Here is a 16,492-nt window from a genome sequence, read left to right as displayed (position 1 = left end):
GTTTTTCGAGTATTATGTGAGAGGCAGCAGCTTTGCTTCACAAAAAAAATTGGTTGTACTTGCGCGCTAGCCTGGTAAATAAAGTATTGTTATCATCTAGTTACAAATTGTGACGCAATCAGTAACAGAGGAGTGTATGAACAAAAAAATCGTTAGTTTGGCTCTAGGACTCGGCTTAGTTGTAATGTTGGGAGCCTGCAAAGGCGGCGATAAAGAGGCTGCCCCCACCAGTCCGGCACCAGCATCTCCTGCTGCCCCCAAAGCAACAACAGCACCCGCCCCCGCACCTGCTAAAACGCCTGCGGCAACTCCCACTAAATCGCCCTAAACTGGCTTTCCGTATTCTCATTACCGGCTTGACAATGAGATTTGCGCCTTTCCCATTTCCTTTAGGCTTGGGAAAATACCTTTGGCTTTAGCCACAGTGAAGTTTCACTTCGAGTCGTTCATAGTGCATGGTTCAAAAGCAAGGAACCATGCACTATATATTCTTGTTACCTTTCTAATAGATGCTTTTACTGCAATTTAGTACGTCGCATTACTGTCGCAAAGCAAGGTTAGCGCTGGGGTATAAAAAAATAAGTTATGAAGTTCAGAATTTAACGCCGGGACTTCATATTCTAAAGTTAAAACCGCTGACGGGTTTGACAACAGTCCCTGTGCTGTTGCCGCAGAAAGAGGGAGAGCCGAAAGCGATCGCAGACTCGACCCAAATATTAAAATACCTGGAAAGCTACCAGCCCCAACCAGAACTTTTTTTACCAGATCGGCGGCAGCATACAGAAGCCTGTGTGCTGGAAGATTGGCTTGATGAAAGTATTGGCACTGCGACTAGATTTGTCTACTATGACTTTCGTGCTGGTGAAGGCAAGCAAATAGACCCCTCTTTGTCCAGCCAGGTGCTGATCCAGGTGGTGCGGCGTCAGTATAAAATTAATGCAGCGACGGTGAAACTGGCGGCAGATCGGCTGGCTGTAGCTCTGGAGGAATTATCAAGTCGCTGGCAGGATAAACCCTATCTGGTAGGAAATCATCTCAGCGTAGCAGATATCGCCGCTGGTGCTTTGCTCAGTCCCTTAGCCCTAATTCCCCACTACAGACGAGAATATCCCCTGCTGTTCGATCGCATTATCCAAATTCATCAAATCTGTGAGGAACCCCTACCCCCCGGACTTAGAAAGGATGAAGGATGAAAATTGCACCTCTACTCCTCTGCTCCTGGGCGTCTCTGCTCCTTGCCCCTTCTGCTCCTGGACTAGCTTTACCACCACCAGAGGATATACCGGAAGAAGTTTTGAGGACAGAAATTATTATAGAAGCGCGATCGCCTCTGGATGGTAAACCCATAACTGCGGCTGAGTACGCTCAGTTAAGATCAAATCTGCGAGAAGCTCAAAACGCAAGACCTCAAGTAAATCCTGAAGTACAACATCTACTTTTCCTGCTCCGCGTCAGTTATCCGCTCCGCAAGCTTTTCCCATTTTTGCATTTCTGAGACTTATTAGTCAGTGGTCAGTGGTCATTTGTCAGTGGTCAGTGGTCATTTGTCAGTGGTCAGTGGTCATTTGTCAGTTGTCAGTGGTCAGTTGTCAGTGGTCAGTTGTCAGTGGTCAGTTGTCAGTTGTCATTCTCTCTCCCACTCTCCCACTCTCCCACTCTCCCACTCTCCCACTCTCCCACTCCCCCCTTTTTGACTTTTGACTTTTGACTTTTGACTTTTGGGGCCTATAGCCCCAATCCGACATCTGAGCCAGCATTTTAGGCGATCGGCTAGCCAGATGATGTAAATACATGAAAAAATGTATATAAATTTAAAGTGCTTTGGCAATACTGTCCAGTACAAGCCAACTCAGTAAGTTCCCGTTAGTAGGTAGGTAGCCTCATGTCCATGACCATTGCCCCTGAGCAGATTGACCGGATTGTTTGGAATCAGCATCAAGACCCGTTTGAAGTGCTGGGGCCTCATACTATTGAGCAAAATGGCAAAACTGTCTGGGTAGTGCGAACTTACCTTCCGAATGCTGACGCCGTATGGGTCGTGCTACCAGAGGAACGGAAACAATTTCCGATGCAATCGGTGCATCATCCTCACTTTTTTGAATGCACGATTGATACGCCGGAACTAGCAAACTATCAGCTGCGGATTAAAGAAGGCGAACACGAGCGAGTCGTCAATGACGCTTATGCTTTCCGCTCACCGCTGCTGACAGACTTTGACATTCACTTATTCGCCGAAGGAAATCATCACCGCATTTACGAGAAGTTAGGGGCACACCTAACCGAAGTCAACGGCGTCAAGGGTGTTTATTTTGCCGTGTGGGCTCCCAATGCTCGTAACGTTTCGCTTTTGGGCGATTTTAACTTGTGGGATGGCCGCCAACACCAGATGCGAAAACGGGAAACAGGTATTTGGGAATTGTTTATTCCCGGACTGGACGTAGGAACCCACTACAAGTATGAAATCAAAAACTATGCTGGCCACATTTACGAAAAAAGCGACCCCTACGGTTTCCATCAGGAAGCGCGGCCTAAAACTGCTTCGATTGTCGTAGACTTAGAGACCTACACTTGGAACGACGATGAGTGGATGGAAAAGCGTCGTCACAGTGACCCGCTGACCCAGCCTGTTTCCGTCTACGAATGCCATTTGGGCTCATGGTTGCACGCTTCTTCAGATGAACCGGCAGTGTTGCCCAATGGGGAAAAGGAGCCGGTGGTGGTCGTCTCAGAACTCAGACCGGGGGCTCGCTTCCTTACCTACCGGGAGTTAGCAGAGAAGCTGATTCCCTACGTTAAGGAACTCGGATTTACTCACATTGAATTATTGCCGATCGCAGAACATCCTTTTGATGGCTCTTGGGGATATCAGGTGACGGGATACTACGCACCTACTTCTCGCTTCGGCAAGCCCGAAGATTTCATGTATTTCGTTGACAAATGCCACGAACAAGGTATTGGGGTACTCGTTGACTGGGTGCCGGGTCACTTCCCCAAAGACGGTCACGGATTGGCTTTCTTCGATGGCACCCACCTATACGAACACGCTGACCCCCGCAAGGGCGAACACAAACAGTGGGGCACTTTGGTGTTCAACTACGGTCGCAATGAAGTGCGTAATTTCCTGGTAGCGAACGCCCTGTTTTGGTTTGACAAATACCATATTGACGGGATACGGGTAGACGCGGTAGCTTCGATGCTCTACCTCAACTATTTACGCCCAGATGGGGAATGGGTTGCCAACCAGTACGGCGGTTGCGAACATATTGAAGCGGCTGATTTCCTCCGTCAGACAAATCACGTCCTCTTCAGCTACTACCCTGGCATTCTTTCCATTGCTGAAGAGTCTACCTCTTGGCCGATGGTGTCTTGGCCTACTTATGTGGGCGGCTTGGGCTTTAACTTGAAGTGGAATATGGGCTGGATGCACGATATGTTGGATTATTTCCACATGGACCCGTGGTTCCGTCAGTTCCACCAAAACAACCTCACCTTCAGTATTTGGTACCACCACAGCGAAAATTATATGCTGGCGCTATCTCACGATGAGGTGGTACACGGTAAGAGTCCTTTGATTGGAAAGATGCCGGGGGACAGGTGGCAGAAGTTCGCCAACGTGCGAACTTTGTTGGCTTATATGTATACTCACCCCGGCAAGAAGACTCTATTTATGAGTATGGAGTTCGGGCAGTGGAGCGAGTGGAATGTCTGGGCAGATTTGGAGTGGCAGCTGTTCCAGCACGAGGAGCATCAACAGTTGGTTAAGTTTATGACTGACCTCAACCACCTGTATCAAAACGAACCAACGCTGTATACTTGGGATTTTGGTGAGGGCGGGTTTGAGTGGATTGATTGCAATGATAACCGCCACAGCGTGATTTCGTTTATCCGCCGCGATAAGGAAGATCCAGGTAATTTTGTAGTGACAGTGTGTAATTTCACACCTCAGCCCCACAGTCATTACCGCGTCGGCGTGCCAGAAGCGGGATTCTATAAGGAACTGTTCAATAGCGATGCCGGTGAGTACGGTGGTAGCAACATGGGGAATTTAGGGGGTAAGTGGACGGAAGAGTGGTTCTTCCACAATCATTACCATTCCCTGGATCTGTGTTTGCCACCCTTAGCGGTGCTGATTTTGAAGTTCGATCGCCAGAAAACCGAAGCGGCTATGAAACAGGCGATCGAACCATCTGAGGAAGAGACGCAGGAGTAGAACTCCGGGTGCGCTAAAGTAGGTGTGCGGGGATATTTCCCTTTCCCCAGCCCCTAATTCCCAGCAGTCCACCCTCGCCAATTTTGGGGGTGGCTAGAAACCCAATTTCCGTCTGATATAGCTAGGGGCTAGGGGCTAGCTATATCAGACGGAAATTATTCGCTCTCAATCATTAGGAGCATTGCAGTCATTATTTTGTGCGGTACGCATAGCCCCCAGCAAAGTAGAAACAAAGACACAGCGCTTTGTAGCGCTCTGGGGATCTCTCCGAGAAGCGAAAGTAATTTTGCCAAGCGATCCGTTTATCAAGCCTTTCTCTCTAAATTGCACCTGATATGTACCCGCACCCGACGCTCGTAAGGTAGTATTGGCTGCGTCGATCGTAATTTTGTCCGAGTCCTCGTCAACCATACTTCTCCAAGAGCCGGCGTTCACCCCACCGCAATTGAATAAGCCACCAGTAGCATTGGAGGGTACGGGAAATATAGCCCACGCAACTCTCGTGTCATCATCTTTAAAACAAGCTTGCCAAAGTCGTTTTTCCCTTCTAGCGTTGCTTTGAGCTTCACGCATGGCACTTAATGCTTCTGCTTGTGCGGATGTTATCCGCTGTCTCGTTAACCAGCCCTGCCAACTCGGGCCTGCGATCGCTGCCAGTATACCGATTAACGCTATAACAACTAGCATTTCTATCAGTGTAAAACCGGCGACAGATTGCTTGTAGTACCGCTTCATTTTTACCTCCTTTTTCATCTAAATTGCATTTAGCATCTGCCAAATTTCTAATCGGGTGTCTTATTAACAACCCCACGGGCAACTGCTTGGGTTTTAATTGTTAGAAGCGGTGCTACTTTAATCCCTGCTCTACCTGTCGGATTCCCTCTCAAGAATATTAAAACGTCTTGGTTTGCCTGAATTAAAGTTACTTCACCTGTAGCAGGGTTTGTTACTGGATAACTGCTCGGACTGACGCAAACAAAAAAGCTGTTGTAGGTATCCCTGTTTTCGGGAACGCGGCTGTGGTTGTCTTCGGTACTGGCAGCACTGGGATCGGGACAGGGCTGATCGTTGATTTGTTCTATACTCTGGGGTGTACCCGACACTATTATCCGCGAGTAATCCACAAAATCGACTAGGACTGGACGATGTGCAGGAGTGTCGGGTAGTCGTGCGCCTCCTCCGGGAGGCGTAAGACCATCGCCTTGCAAAGGCCAGGTTTGGAAGCTGACATTTTGGGTGGTAGGGTCTAGATATCCTGTTGATTGCTCTAAAGCGGCGATATTCTGATACTTACGCACTTCGTACCGCATGAGTCTGGATTTGCCTTTCCATTTATCATCGTTTGGTTGGTTTGGCGCGAACAGATATGCCACTAGGGTGTAAGAACGACGCTTAATTTGCAATAGGTTACACTCTTGTCGTTTTGGCGTACCATCAGCAAAACCAGTGCAGCTAGGAATTGGGGGGTCAGTTTGATTGTAGGGAACCGGATCGACTTTCCAGAAAACCAGAACGGGTTCAACATTTGGAGTGCTAAATGCCGGGAGGTAATTTTTTAAGGCCGGTATGCTAACACCGTTCGTTTGGGTTCTTGGTTGATTGATCTCTTTGCCGCTGTAAACGTAAGCTGCTTCTCTCAAGTCAGAAACCATCATGTCCACTGCCATTTGCATTTCCCTTTGCGTTTCGTTGCGACCGAATTCTGTTCGATCGCTTCGCAAAAGGTCAGTAATCATGTCAACTAGGGCTATCATAACTACTGTGGAAATAACCACGGCCACCAGTAGTTCCAGTATGGTAAACCCGCTATTTTTGAGATTACCGATCCTAAGCTTCTTGTTAGCAGCAATTAGCCGATTTCGCAGTATTTTAAGGAGTTTGGCTTTCATAGCTTTAATGAATTTAATTCAACATAAAATTGGGGATTAAGGCGCTATTGGACACCAAGCAGGTCGCGCTCCCCCATTGTTAAATTGGTGGTAATCGCATAACGAATGGTCTACATCGCTTCTAACTACGGTGGTGTACAGCATAGATAAAGGTAGCCGTTTTTGACTGCCTATTGCTGTTGTCAATCCCAAAGAGGCAGCTTTATTGGGTACTGCTAGTTGGCCTATATTTTGGGTGGCCGCGTCAGCGTAAATTCTGACGCCCATATTAAAAGCAAAAGTTCTAGGAACGCCGTTAACAGGTCTGACAACGCCTGTATCGCGGAATACTTGCACCAAAAAATCTTTGGTGCCATCGCCGTTGGCGTCAACTCTTAAACCTTTCGAGGCATTAATTTGGGTGGGCTCGTCGGTGTAGGTGGTTGGTGGCCCAAATGCCTTAACGTCGCCCGTTCCTATTGACGGCGGTAAGCTATTCGGATTATAGGGTGATGAGCTTTCTAGATATGCTCCCTGTTCGACTAGGCGTCGGACTCGATCGATCTCACCCTGTGCTAGCTGTATCGATTGTTCGGCTCTGCGGTTTTGGATGCGCGTACCCACCGCTAGAAAAATCGGTGGAGTGAAAACGCTGATGACTACGGCAGCGACCGCTATTGCCACCAATACTTCCAGCAGCGAAAATCCGCTCTGCGAGCTTCTCCCCTTCAAAAGCTTGGCTAATAATACCAGCTTTAGTAACTTACCGTTCGATCGTTCCTGCAACTGATTTGCTGGTAACATTTTATCCTCCTCTGTGGTTATTGACACGCTTGTTGAGTTTGTGGATTTGCGCCGTCAACAGCCATGCGTAACTGGCAGATGTAGGCGTCGTTTGCTCTCGGTTCTCGATAAAATTCGCTGCGCGTCCGGCCTGGTGTGACGAAACGTTGGGCTAGGGGACCTGCGGGTGCGAGTTGCAAGGCTACGTCGTAACCCCAGGCACGTTGAGGCGGTTCGTAGAACCACCTGTGTGCACCGCCTGCTGCCGGAGTTGCACCGGCTTCCCAAGCGTCCTGGTCAAACGGGCCTGTGGCGTAGGTGCTGAAGCTTAACTGTACGAATGACCCAGTAAAGTTCAATCGCGCTCCCGCCCAGTCTTCTATGAAGCGGGGGAAGTTGTGGAATCCCCCATTATTCTGATTGTCCCGAAACGGTACAAGACCCTGAACAATGGTGGCGTTTACTGTGGTTTCTGTGGCGTTGTTGATGTCATTTTGTGATTTGGCGGGGGTGTTGAAGAGGACATAATTATCATTCGTTTGTGCAGTAATAGTATTTGGACTTGTGCAACGAGTGGTGGCTGGTGTGGGGGTGGTACTGCAACGCCCGGGGTTACCGCCTCTTGCTATCCTGATGGGTAAGTTTGTGTTAGTTAACGTACTATCTTCCCGGACAAAATCAGTAGTGGTGCCGATGGGACGATTCATACCTCGGTACGATTGTGCATCAACGCCTCTTATACCTCTATCTATATCGCCATCCGCGAAACTGTTGGAAAGGATGGTGACGGCATCGGCCATAATCTCAGAGGGACGCCAAGTGTCGTTAGCTGGTTGGGCGAAGTTTGTATCCAGGTCGGTGCGGTTATAGAAAGTTCCCGCCCAGTTGTTCGGATCGATCCTTTGGGTAAATTCTTCCAGTCGGTTGCTAGCCGTGCCATCTGTACTGTGTACGTTGAAATCCCCTTGAATGTAAACCGGGTTATCGGAAACGAAGGTTAAACCACGGGTTACTCTGACAGGATCGCTAGCCAAGCGTCGCAGGTCTGCCCCCCTTCTCAAGCGGAACCCGTGAGGACGACGGTCTGGGTCGGGGTAGTAATCTACTGGTTTGGTGGAAATACCGTTGGCTGTTAAAGCTGGATCGGTTGGTGTGTAGGCGTTCATCTCGGCTCCGAGCGGTCTGGCAATGGCATCTTCCCGCACTGCGTCTTCCCGGAAACCGTAGACAATGCCGCTGACTGGTAGCAATGTTTCCGTGACTGAGGTTGAGTCTGGCAGCGTTGCTGTGCCTCTGGCAGTATTCCTGAGCATATTTAAGTCGATATCCAGAACCCGCACCGACATCATTTCTCGTCCGTTGAAGATTCCTTTATCCAGGAAAGGTACGCTTATAGCTCCCGTTGGAGCTGTGATTGGGTTCGATCCTCCAGTTCCAGTTGGCAAACACCAACCCAGGTCGCCGCAGCCTGCGTTTCCCGATTGTTTGGGCCGAAGCATCATTTGTGCCAGATCGACGGTTCTGTAAGCAACGCTTGCATTAACTGTGCTGGCGATATATGCGTCGCTGATGTAGAGATCTGCTGCGGTAGTCTGGGGAGTACCGCTAGTGCTGTGGTTGTGATTATCTACAGTAGTATCGGGAAAAATGTAGTAGAGCGAGGGGAATTTGACTGCAAAGGATGGCCGTGCTGTAGCGGTAGGGCTAAAGTTAATCGAACACAGAGTTGCTGCCAGACGAATAAACCTTTTTTCCGCTACTTTATCTCCAACCGCAGGAGCGCCAAAACCGAAATAGTTTTTTCCGATTCCGCTGGCTGCTGGACTAACGTCACAGCCGATATTAAACAATGTTGCTTCATCCACTGATGTAGTAGCAGTATCGTCCTTGATGTAGACAGGATCGGTTGTACTTCTAGCATATTTGAAATTGTCACCACTATCTAGAGATTTGACTTTGTAGTTGTATGTCCCATCAGTTGTAATTGTGGTCGGTGACGTTGCAAAACCATATCGACGATCTCGAGCTATTTGCTCTTTTAAATTAACAAGTCGTGCTGTTCTTGCTACCGCTTGAGTAGCGACGTTTGCTTCCAGCGCTCTGATGTAGTCATCGGGTATAAGCGTTGGAGTTGCTGGTGTTGTAGGAGGAATACCCGTATCTGCGCCCCAACTGTTTGGTATGCTCGCCAGCGCATTATTCAAAGCGTCCAATTCTGCTGTTGTCGGAGTGTAAGTCTCCAACTGCCTGATATTGTAAGCTAACATTCCCAAGGTACCAGCAGCCGTCTGGATGTACGATTTATCTGCGATGCTGAGGTTATCGTATCCTCCACTATTTAAAAGCGTAATCGCCCGCCGCAAATTGGAGAAGTTTCCCCACATCGTCAATACGGGATGAGGGTGAACAACTCCTGCTTCTTGTGTTGGTGGAAAAGCACCGCTTCTATTCACATCTACGTAGTCACCAGCGAAATTGGCAAGGTTCTGCAAAGCTCTCTTCAAGGCAGTATCGCTACTAACCAAAGCTCTAAAAGTAGTTTCGTTTTCGTTGCCGTCTCCCGGCACCACTTCGTATTCCCACCCGTTAGTGCCGTCGCCTGTGAGGAAATTGCTGTATAAGTTGGGTAGGTTGGCGGCAAAACGATTAAAAGTTGTGCTTCTAGTGATGGTATCTTGCGTTCCCGGATGAGATACAGTCGCCACAAATGCCATCGGGAATGTGTTAGGTTGAGTGGCGGGTGCGTTGACGTGGTAAATTGCTGTTGCTTGTACTGCCGTCGGGTTATCCCTCAGAGTGCGTCGCTGTTTGGCTTCGTGACAGCGAATGCCGCTGGTGCAAGTTCCGGGATAGAGCGGCTCGGTGGTGGCATCCCAACCGAAAAGATTGCCCAATTCCAGACGTTCGCCGACAATTACCCGCAAGCCGCTTGCCGACGCTCTTCGCTCCCAGTATCCATCCAGACCGAGATTTTTGAGATCTGGGTCAGCAGGGTCGATAATATTATTGGCGAGTGCGGGTCGATCGGCTGCTGAGATCGGGTCTCCATTTCTCGGTATTGTTATGACACCGTATTTGGGTTTGGGACCGTAGCGATCGTCCGCCCGATAAGTATCGTCAACGTAAGGCGAGGTTTCCGATTGCCAGCGAATCCGTCCGGCTTTTAAGTCTGGATTGAGAGATCCCTTGTTTACTGCCGCTGTTGTGTTACGACGGAAGTATCCATCTTCAGTAAACACCCGAAGCGGGTTAAGACTTACGTCCAAGGGTGTGTTATTAGTGGCGTCATTAGTAGATTTCAGTTCGATTTTAGTGCCGGTCGTAATGGGTGGGTTGCCGTGGATGTGCAATTTCGAGGTTCCCGAAGTGTTACCGACGGCGTTAGCGACGATCGCGCCTACAAAGTTCGAGTTTGGAGGGTTTTCGGTGATAGTAATTTCTGAGGCACTTTGATCGTAGACACAAGAATCGGGGTCGCTAATTAAATAGCCCGTAAAATTGTTATCCCCTAACATGAGGCTACCTTCAGTGTGCATAGCCCCGTTCCAGTTAAAAACGTCACCTGGAAAAATATCCAGATCGTAACGATACCAAACTCCCCATTTATTTCCCTTATCTACTTGTCTTTCCTGTTGAAATTCTATGGTGGTAATGGTTCTATTATTTGGCCGGTTCGGATTCGGGAGGACTACTGCAACTACCTGAAAAGTTTTCTTTAAAGCTGCGGAACTGATCGGATACCAACCCGCTTCCGGTTTCAGGTTGAGATTTCGGCATACCGCTCTGGTAGGCTCGGTAGTATTGATCGGCCCGTTGCGAACTACCAAGTTCCTGGCTTTTTGCGTGTCGTTGGAGCTTGTCAAGTCTAATGTAACGTTACCGGCTGCGTCTGCGACCGCCGCTCTCATAAAAATAGCGTAGGCTACTCGTTCTTTGGTTCCGTCTCCGTCCACATCTATTTCGTAATACCAAGCATTGTCAAGTATTCCATCTCCATTGATGTCTTTGCGGGTTTCGGGGTTTGCACCGCCTGTGTAGGTATAGGGGTCCGATGCGCCGCCAAATAGTCGCACCAATGTGCCATCGTTGAGCATCATACTGTTGAGAATACCTTCGGAAGGCACGCCACTGGGACGCCGATCGTCTTGTCTGAATAAGTACTCGATTTTAGCTTTTGCTCGCTCGATCGCCGGTGTAGCGGCATTATAAATTACCTGTTCGTCCCGCTGTCCGATTACCTGATTTGTCCTACTCCCGGTGCGAAATAGAATTGCTCCTATTACCAAAGCCACCACTAACAAAAGAACTGTCACAGTTGGCAATACGAAACCGGATTTGGCATTGGCATATCGCCGCTTGTAACGTATATTAAGCAAGTTACGGGCTAGCCAGCGGCTTAGCTTTCTGCTAGCATTTCTTGAAAGTTGCCAAAACTGTTTGAATACGCTGTAGATAAATTTTTGAATGGCCTTGGTTTGCTTGCGTTTTAACATAGCTGCTTTCCTGGATTGAGAAACTCTGATTTGGAGGGGCTCAAAAAGAGAAGATGGACAAAAGAGTATAAGACCACAGAGATTAAAAATCTCTATTTAGACTTCATAAAAAATTCGTTAATTTTGTGACTTACCTCTGTGCTAACAACTCTAAATTTGAGCATCAACCGAGAAAATACGCTCTCGCCGAACACAAAGGAAACTTAAAGTTTGGATGTAATTTGACGGGTCAGCGGAAAATCGATCGGTATATCTGTACAGGGGAGAGTTGTTGCCTTTCACAAAAGGAGGGCATCCCACCGGGGTAACTACACTTCGATCCGATCGCATTCCGCATATCTTTAACAAAATTTTATTAATCTAAGTGGGTTAGGGGATAAACTTATATTACCCACCAGATTCAATAAACCGATCACTCTCCAGAAAGATAAGCCGCCGCCTAGTCCACCCAAGAGGGGAGGTAGGCGGCGGCTAATTTGCTTAAAATAGAGCCTGCTTGGGCACAGGGAAGCAGAGCATTAAAACTTATTCAGATCGAGCCCAGCTTCTTTAGCCATAGCTGCCAAACCCTTGTGATCTAAGGTTTTGATTGCCTTTGTGGAAAGGCGCAGCCTGACCCAGCGTTTGCCTTCGGCCCACCAAACTCGCTTCCACTGCAAGTTGGCTTCTTGCAGCTTTTTGGTGCGTCTGTGAGAGTGGGAAATAGCGTAGGCGTTGTTTGCCTTCTTACCAGTCAGTTGACATACACGGGACATAAGTATCTCCAGGTTTCAGGAATTTTAGGTGCAACCTTCTATTGTAGGGAATTAGTCAGTGGTCAGTGGTCAGTGGTCAGTGGTCAGTGGTCAGTGGTCAGTGGTCAGTGGTCAGTGGTCAGTGGTCAGTGGTCAGTTGTCATTCTCTCCCACTCCCCCACTCTTCCCCTTTTGACTTTTGACTTTTGACTTTTGACTTTTGACTTTTCTAGCCCCCACTCCCCCACTCTCAATTAGCGGTGAGACGAGTTAGCACTTGGTTCGATCGGGCCACAAAAGCTTTCATCCCTTCAGCATCTAGTGCTTTGTGCGCCATCAACGCCAAATCGTAGACGTGATGACAAATCAGGTTGGCTAGTTCGCCGCTGGGAGATGTACCTTCACCTTGAAGGATACCGCCTTGACTCAGACTAACGAGATTCTGGATCAAGGGGTGAGTGGTGTTCACCACCAAAGTATGTTCTTCGGGAAATTGAACGGCTTGCTGTTGCAACAAAGCAGTCATCTCTCGCATCCGCCGCAGAAATTCTGGCAGCAGTACCATTGCAGGTGGTGTCCCTTGGGGGTCGTCTGACTTGAGGGCTTCAGTACGGATGTTAAGTTTCGGCTTATTAAGGGATTTCTCGAATAGCTCTTTGATCAGTTCGCTACGGGTTTTGTTGGTTTTAGGGTCAACGATTTCGGCAGCTTTGTCTTGTTCGACCAGGTTTTGATCTAGTTCGGAGTCTACGCGAGAGAACTGGACATCTTTATATTCCCGCTCCAGGAAAGAGATGAAGTGAGAGTCGATGAAAGAGTCCATAAACAGGACTTCTAAACCCTGCCTTTTGTGTAGTTCTACGTAGGTAGCTTGTGCAACTTCATCGGTGGAGTAGAAAACTCGGTTTTCGTGACGCTTTTGGTTGCGTTCCAGGTATTCCTTCAGAGTGGTGTATTCCGATTTTGGATTTTGGATTTCGGATTTTGGATTTTCTTGTTCCTCAGCGGATGGAGTCACATCTTGCCAAGCATCCCCCTCTTGAGTTTGCACTTGTACCTTAGCTTGTGGCTCCTCTGCGCCCTTGCTTTCCTGCGCTTCTGCTTGGAAAGTGGTGCGATAAATGAGGATGTCTTCGAGTTGCTTTTTGAACTTCTCGTCGTTCATGGAGCCGAATTTGACGAAGGTGCCGAGGTCTTGCCAGCAGCGGATATATTCGGAACGGTTATCGCGATATAGTTCCTTGAGGCGATCGCCCACCTTCTTGGCAACGAAGTCTGCTATTTTACGGACGGTGCGATCCATCTGCAAGGCGCTGCGAGAGACGTTCAGGGGAATGTCTGGACTATCGATCGTACCACGCATCGGTAAAAGAAATTTGGGAATAATTTCTTCGCAGTGGTCGCTGACAAAGACCTGATTGCAGAACAGCTTGATATTACCCTGACTTACGTCTACTTCCGGTTTGAGCTTGGGAAAATAGAGAATTCCGTTGAGGAGGAAGGGATAATCCGTGTTTAAGTGTACCCACAGCAGCGGTTCTTCCTGGAAAGGATAGAGGTAGCGGTAGAACTCCAAATAATCCTCTTTGTTCAGGTTCCTGGGAGATTCCCGCCACAGTGCCTTTTGCTTATTTATCTGTTCGCCGTCCAGCTTAATCGGCACCGGCATAAAATCGCAGTAGGTCTTCACCAGCTGCTTGATGCGGGATGGTTCGAGATATTCCAGTTCTTCTTCCTGGAGGGTGAGGGTGATGGTGGTGCCGCGTTCCGTGCGCGATGAGTCTTCCAGCACAAAGGTTGGCGAACCGTCGCACGACCAGTGAACTGCCTGCGACCCTTCTTTGTATGACAGGGTATCGATTTCGACTTTCTGGGCCACCATGAAGGAGGAGTAGAAGCCCAAGCCGAAGTGACCTATAATCGGTTGGTCGCCATCGCTTTTATATTTCTGGATAAATTCTTCGGCACTGGAGAAGGCGACTTGGTTGATGTATTTCTTCACCTCCTCTGCCGTCATACCGATACCGTTATCGCTGATGGAGAGTGTCTTGTTGTCCTTGTCGATCGAGATCTTAATTTCCGGGCCATCGAGGCCGCCGCTAAATTCTCCTGCGTGGGAAACCATTTTGAGTTTTTGGATGGCATCCACAGCGTTGGAAACCAGTTCTCGCAAGAATATCTCGTGGTCGGAGTAGAGCGATTTTTTGATGATGGGGAAAATATTCTCGGTATGAATACTTATGGTGCCTTGTTCCAGCATGGTCATAGGTTGAGTTCAGGTTGTTTATACTATATCCAGAATAGATTTTTGCGCGTTAAGCAAGATCGCCGCAAGGCAGAGACTCCTCTTTTTAATTGGAGATACCCGTCAATGGCTAATTCGGATTTCCCTACTTTTACCAGGAAAAACCGCTTGCAATTTAGCGGGTCGAGGCACAAAAAAAGTATTCTGGATATTTAGCGTTGTTTGGTAAAGTTTTGTTAGTGCCATTTATGAGGTAGATCTATGACAATGCCAAATTTTCTAGTCATCGGTGCGGGTAAAGCTGGCAGCACCTCGCTTGACGAGTATTTAAAGCAGCATCCACAAATTTATGTCAGTCCTGTGAAAGAACCGAACTTTTTTGCTTTAGAAGGACAAAGATTAGATTTTAAAGGATTAGGTGCGGAAACTCGCATTAATTCTTGGTCAGTCACCGATATTGAAAAGTACCGTGCCTTATTCAAAGATGTTAAGGAGCAAAAAGCGATCGGTGAAGTATCTCCATTGTATCTCTACAGTCCAAAGGCTCCCGATCGCATCAAGCACTACATACCGGATGTGAAATTAATTGCAATTTTGCGACATCCAGCCGATCGAGCTTATTCTGCTTATTTGTGGTTATTTGGTCAAGAGCGAGAACAAATAAAAGATTTTGCCAAAGCGCTGGAAGCAGAGGAAAGCCGTATCCAAAGTAATTGGGAGTGGATTTGGCATTATAAAAATCTGGGGTTTTATTATCCCCAGTTAAAACGATATTACGATAGATTCGCTCGTCAACAAATTAAAGTTTATTTATTTGAAGATTTAAAAAATAATGGAAGTAGCTTAATCAAAGAAATTTCTAATTTTTTAGAGGTTGATGATATATATATGCCAGATACCTCCATCAAGTATGCTTACTCAGTTATTCCACCTAAAAATAAAGCTGTGCAAGACTTTCTGACGCAGCAAAACCCGCTGAAATATTTTTTAAAGTCGATTTTACCAGCTAATATAAGAAAGCCTTTGTCTGCTAAAGTTTACAAACAAAATATGACTCAACCTCTAAAATTAACGAAAGAGATGCGGCAGCAACTAATAGAAGTTTATCGAGAAGATATTTTGAAGTTGCAGGATTTGATTCAAAGGGATCTTTCATCATGGCTATAGATGATAGACCCTTGATTTCGGTAATAATTCCTGTTTATAACAGCAAAAAAACAATTCGCGAAACGATCGACTCGGTTTTACAGCAAACTTTTTCCGATTTTGAGTTAATTGTAATTAACGATGGTTCTACTGACTTGACTTTAGATATTATCTCCAGCATTAATGATCCCCGTCTAAAACTTTTCTCTTACTCCAATGCTGGCGCTGCTGTCAGTCGCAATCGCGGATTTTCCCAATCTTCTGGTGAATTTATCGCCTTTTTAGATGCCGATGACTTGTGGACACCAGATAAGCTAGAAGCACAACTAAAAGCTTTGCAAGAAAATCCCCAAGCGGCGGTAGCTTACAGTTGGCTAAATGTTATTAATGAATCAAGTGAATTTGTCCGAGGAGGTAACTACAGAACTGAAAATGGCGATGTTTTTGCCAAACTTTTTTTAATTCCGTTTGTGGAAAGTGGCTCAAACCCGTTAATTCGCAGGCAATCTTTTGTCGATGTTGGTGGTTTTGATGAATCGCTTACCGCCAGTCAAGATTATGACTTGTATTTGCGATTAGCTGCTCGTTATAATTTTGTAGCTGTACCATCCCCACAAATTTTATATCGGCTTTCATCTAACTCCATGTCTGCTAATGTTCGCCGACAAGAAGCAACCAGTTTATTAGTGAGAGAACGTGCTTTTAAGGAGTCTCGTAAACCTTTACCTCCAGAATTAAAACAGTACAGCATAGCCAATTTTTACAAAGATATAATTTTTAGGTTGCTGAACATGGCTCCGCAGAAGCAGAGAGGTTTGGAAGCAGCGCGATTTTTCTGGTATGCTGTCAAATACGATCCTGCTCTCCTGCGAAGGCGAATTATCTGGAAAGTGTTGTTGAGAATTGCCACCATAACATTATTACCACCTAAACAAGCTGAAATATTGCTGAGTAAAATGAAGAAATTGGCCGATATTAGTACCTTGTACATATTTATGCGCCGCGAAACATAA

14 protein-coding genes are annotated in these 16,492 nt (G+C 47.2%); 8 read left to right on the top strand and 6 right to left on the bottom strand.

The window, feature by feature from the left end:
* Window positions 1-136: 136 nt before the first annotated feature.
* From LAY57_RS12400 to glgB, 5 genes are all read left to right on the top strand, one after another.
* On the top strand, window positions 137-328 hold the full coding sequence (locus LAY57_RS12400) for a hypothetical protein (RefSeq protein ID WP_249066940.1): 192 nt from the start codon (window positions 137-139) through the stop codon (window positions 326-328).
* A 181-nt stretch (window positions 329-509) separates the two neighbouring features.
* The gene (locus tag LAY57_RS12395) at window positions 510-1,193 is read left to right on the top strand and encodes a glutathione S-transferase family protein (RefSeq protein ID WP_249066937.1); all 684 of its coding nucleotides are present in this window, start codon (window positions 510-512) and stop codon (window positions 1,191-1,193) included.
* Window positions 1,190-1,495 carry a hypothetical protein gene (locus LAY57_RS12390; RefSeq protein ID WP_249066935.1) on the top strand — a complete coding sequence of 102 codons (306 nt, stop codon included), beginning with the start codon at window positions 1,190-1,192 and terminating at the stop codon, window positions 1,493-1,495. The genes LAY57_RS12395 and LAY57_RS12390 overlap by 4 nt, the downstream gene beginning before the upstream one ends.
* Before the next feature lie 13 nt (window positions 1,496-1,508).
* Entirely contained in the window at window positions 1,509-1,694 is a 186-nt protein-coding gene (locus LAY57_RS12385) for a hypothetical protein (protein WP_249066934.1), read from the top strand.
* A gap of 194 nt (window positions 1,695-1,888) precedes the next feature.
* Window positions 1,889-4,210, top strand: a complete 2,322-nt coding sequence (gene glgB / locus LAY57_RS12380; protein ID WP_338022397.1) for a 1,4-alpha-glucan branching enzyme — start codon at window positions 1,889-1,891, stop codon at window positions 4,208-4,210.
* Between the two features lie 165 nt (window positions 4,211-4,375).
* Here the strand turns inward: glgB and LAY57_RS35830 are convergent, their stop codons facing one another.
* The 5 genes from LAY57_RS35830 to rpmB form a co-directional block, all read right to left on the bottom strand.
* A complete protein-coding gene (locus LAY57_RS35830; protein ID WP_275993901.1) occupies window positions 4,376-4,945 on the bottom strand; it encodes a type II secretion system protein in 570 nt (189 codons plus the stop codon).
* Window positions 4,946-4,992: 47 nt separating this feature from the next.
* Window positions 4,993-6,099: a PilW family protein gene (locus LAY57_RS12370; RefSeq protein WP_249066930.1), complete on the bottom strand. Its 1,107-nt coding sequence runs from the start codon at window positions 6,097-6,099 to the stop codon at window positions 4,993-4,995.
* 36 nt (window positions 6,100-6,135) lie between these two features.
* Window positions 6,136-6,882 carry a prepilin-type N-terminal cleavage/methylation domain-containing protein gene (locus LAY57_RS12365; protein WP_249066928.1) on the bottom strand — a complete coding sequence of 249 codons (747 nt, stop codon included), beginning with the start codon at window positions 6,880-6,882 and terminating at the stop codon, window positions 6,136-6,138.
* A 17-nt stretch (window positions 6,883-6,899) separates the two neighbouring features.
* Entirely contained in the window at window positions 6,900-11,354 is a 4,455-nt protein-coding gene (hpsA, locus tag LAY57_RS12360; protein ID WP_249066926.1) for a hormogonium polysaccharide biosynthesis protein HpsA, read from the bottom strand.
* Window positions 11,355-11,872: 518 nt separating this feature from the next.
* On the bottom strand, window positions 11,873-12,109 hold the full coding sequence (rpmB, locus tag LAY57_RS12355; protein WP_249066924.1) for a 50S ribosomal protein L28: 237 nt from the start codon (window positions 12,107-12,109) through the stop codon (window positions 11,873-11,875).
* Between rpmB and LAY57_RS12350 the strand changes: the two genes are divergently transcribed.
* The gene (locus LAY57_RS12350) at window positions 12,092-12,298 is read left to right on the top strand and encodes a hypothetical protein (RefSeq protein WP_249066922.1); all 207 of its coding nucleotides are present in this window, start codon (window positions 12,092-12,094) and stop codon (window positions 12,296-12,298) included. The genes rpmB and LAY57_RS12350 overlap by 18 nt on opposite strands.
* Before the next feature lie 40 nt (window positions 12,299-12,338).
* On the opposite strand, the gene htpG is transcribed toward LAY57_RS12350, so the two are convergent.
* Window positions 12,339-14,354, bottom strand: coding sequence for a molecular chaperone HtpG (gene htpG / locus LAY57_RS12345; protein WP_249066920.1), 2,016 nt, complete (start codon window positions 14,352-14,354; stop codon window positions 12,339-12,341).
* A 246-nt stretch (window positions 14,355-14,600) separates the two neighbouring features.
* Here htpG and LAY57_RS12340 point away from each other — a divergent pair, with 246 nt between their 5' ends.
* Window positions 14,601-15,500, top strand: coding sequence for a sulfotransferase domain-containing protein (locus LAY57_RS12340; RefSeq protein WP_249066918.1), 900 nt, complete (start codon window positions 14,601-14,603; stop codon window positions 15,498-15,500).
* Complete coding sequence (locus LAY57_RS12335; protein ID WP_249066916.1) at window positions 15,491-16,492, top strand: glycosyltransferase; 1,002 nt, start codon at window positions 15,491-15,493, stop codon at window positions 16,490-16,492. Before LAY57_RS12340 ends, LAY57_RS12335 begins: the two co-directional genes overlap by 10 nt.

Source organism: Argonema antarcticum A004/B2 (genome assembly GCF_023333585.1).
In the GTDB taxonomy this organism is placed as follows: Bacteria; Cyanobacteriota; Cyanobacteriia; order Cyanobacteriales; family Aerosakkonemataceae; genus Argonema; species Argonema antarcticum.
Note: the sequence above shows the minus strand (reverse complement) of the source record. Positions and strands in the feature narration are given on the sequence as shown.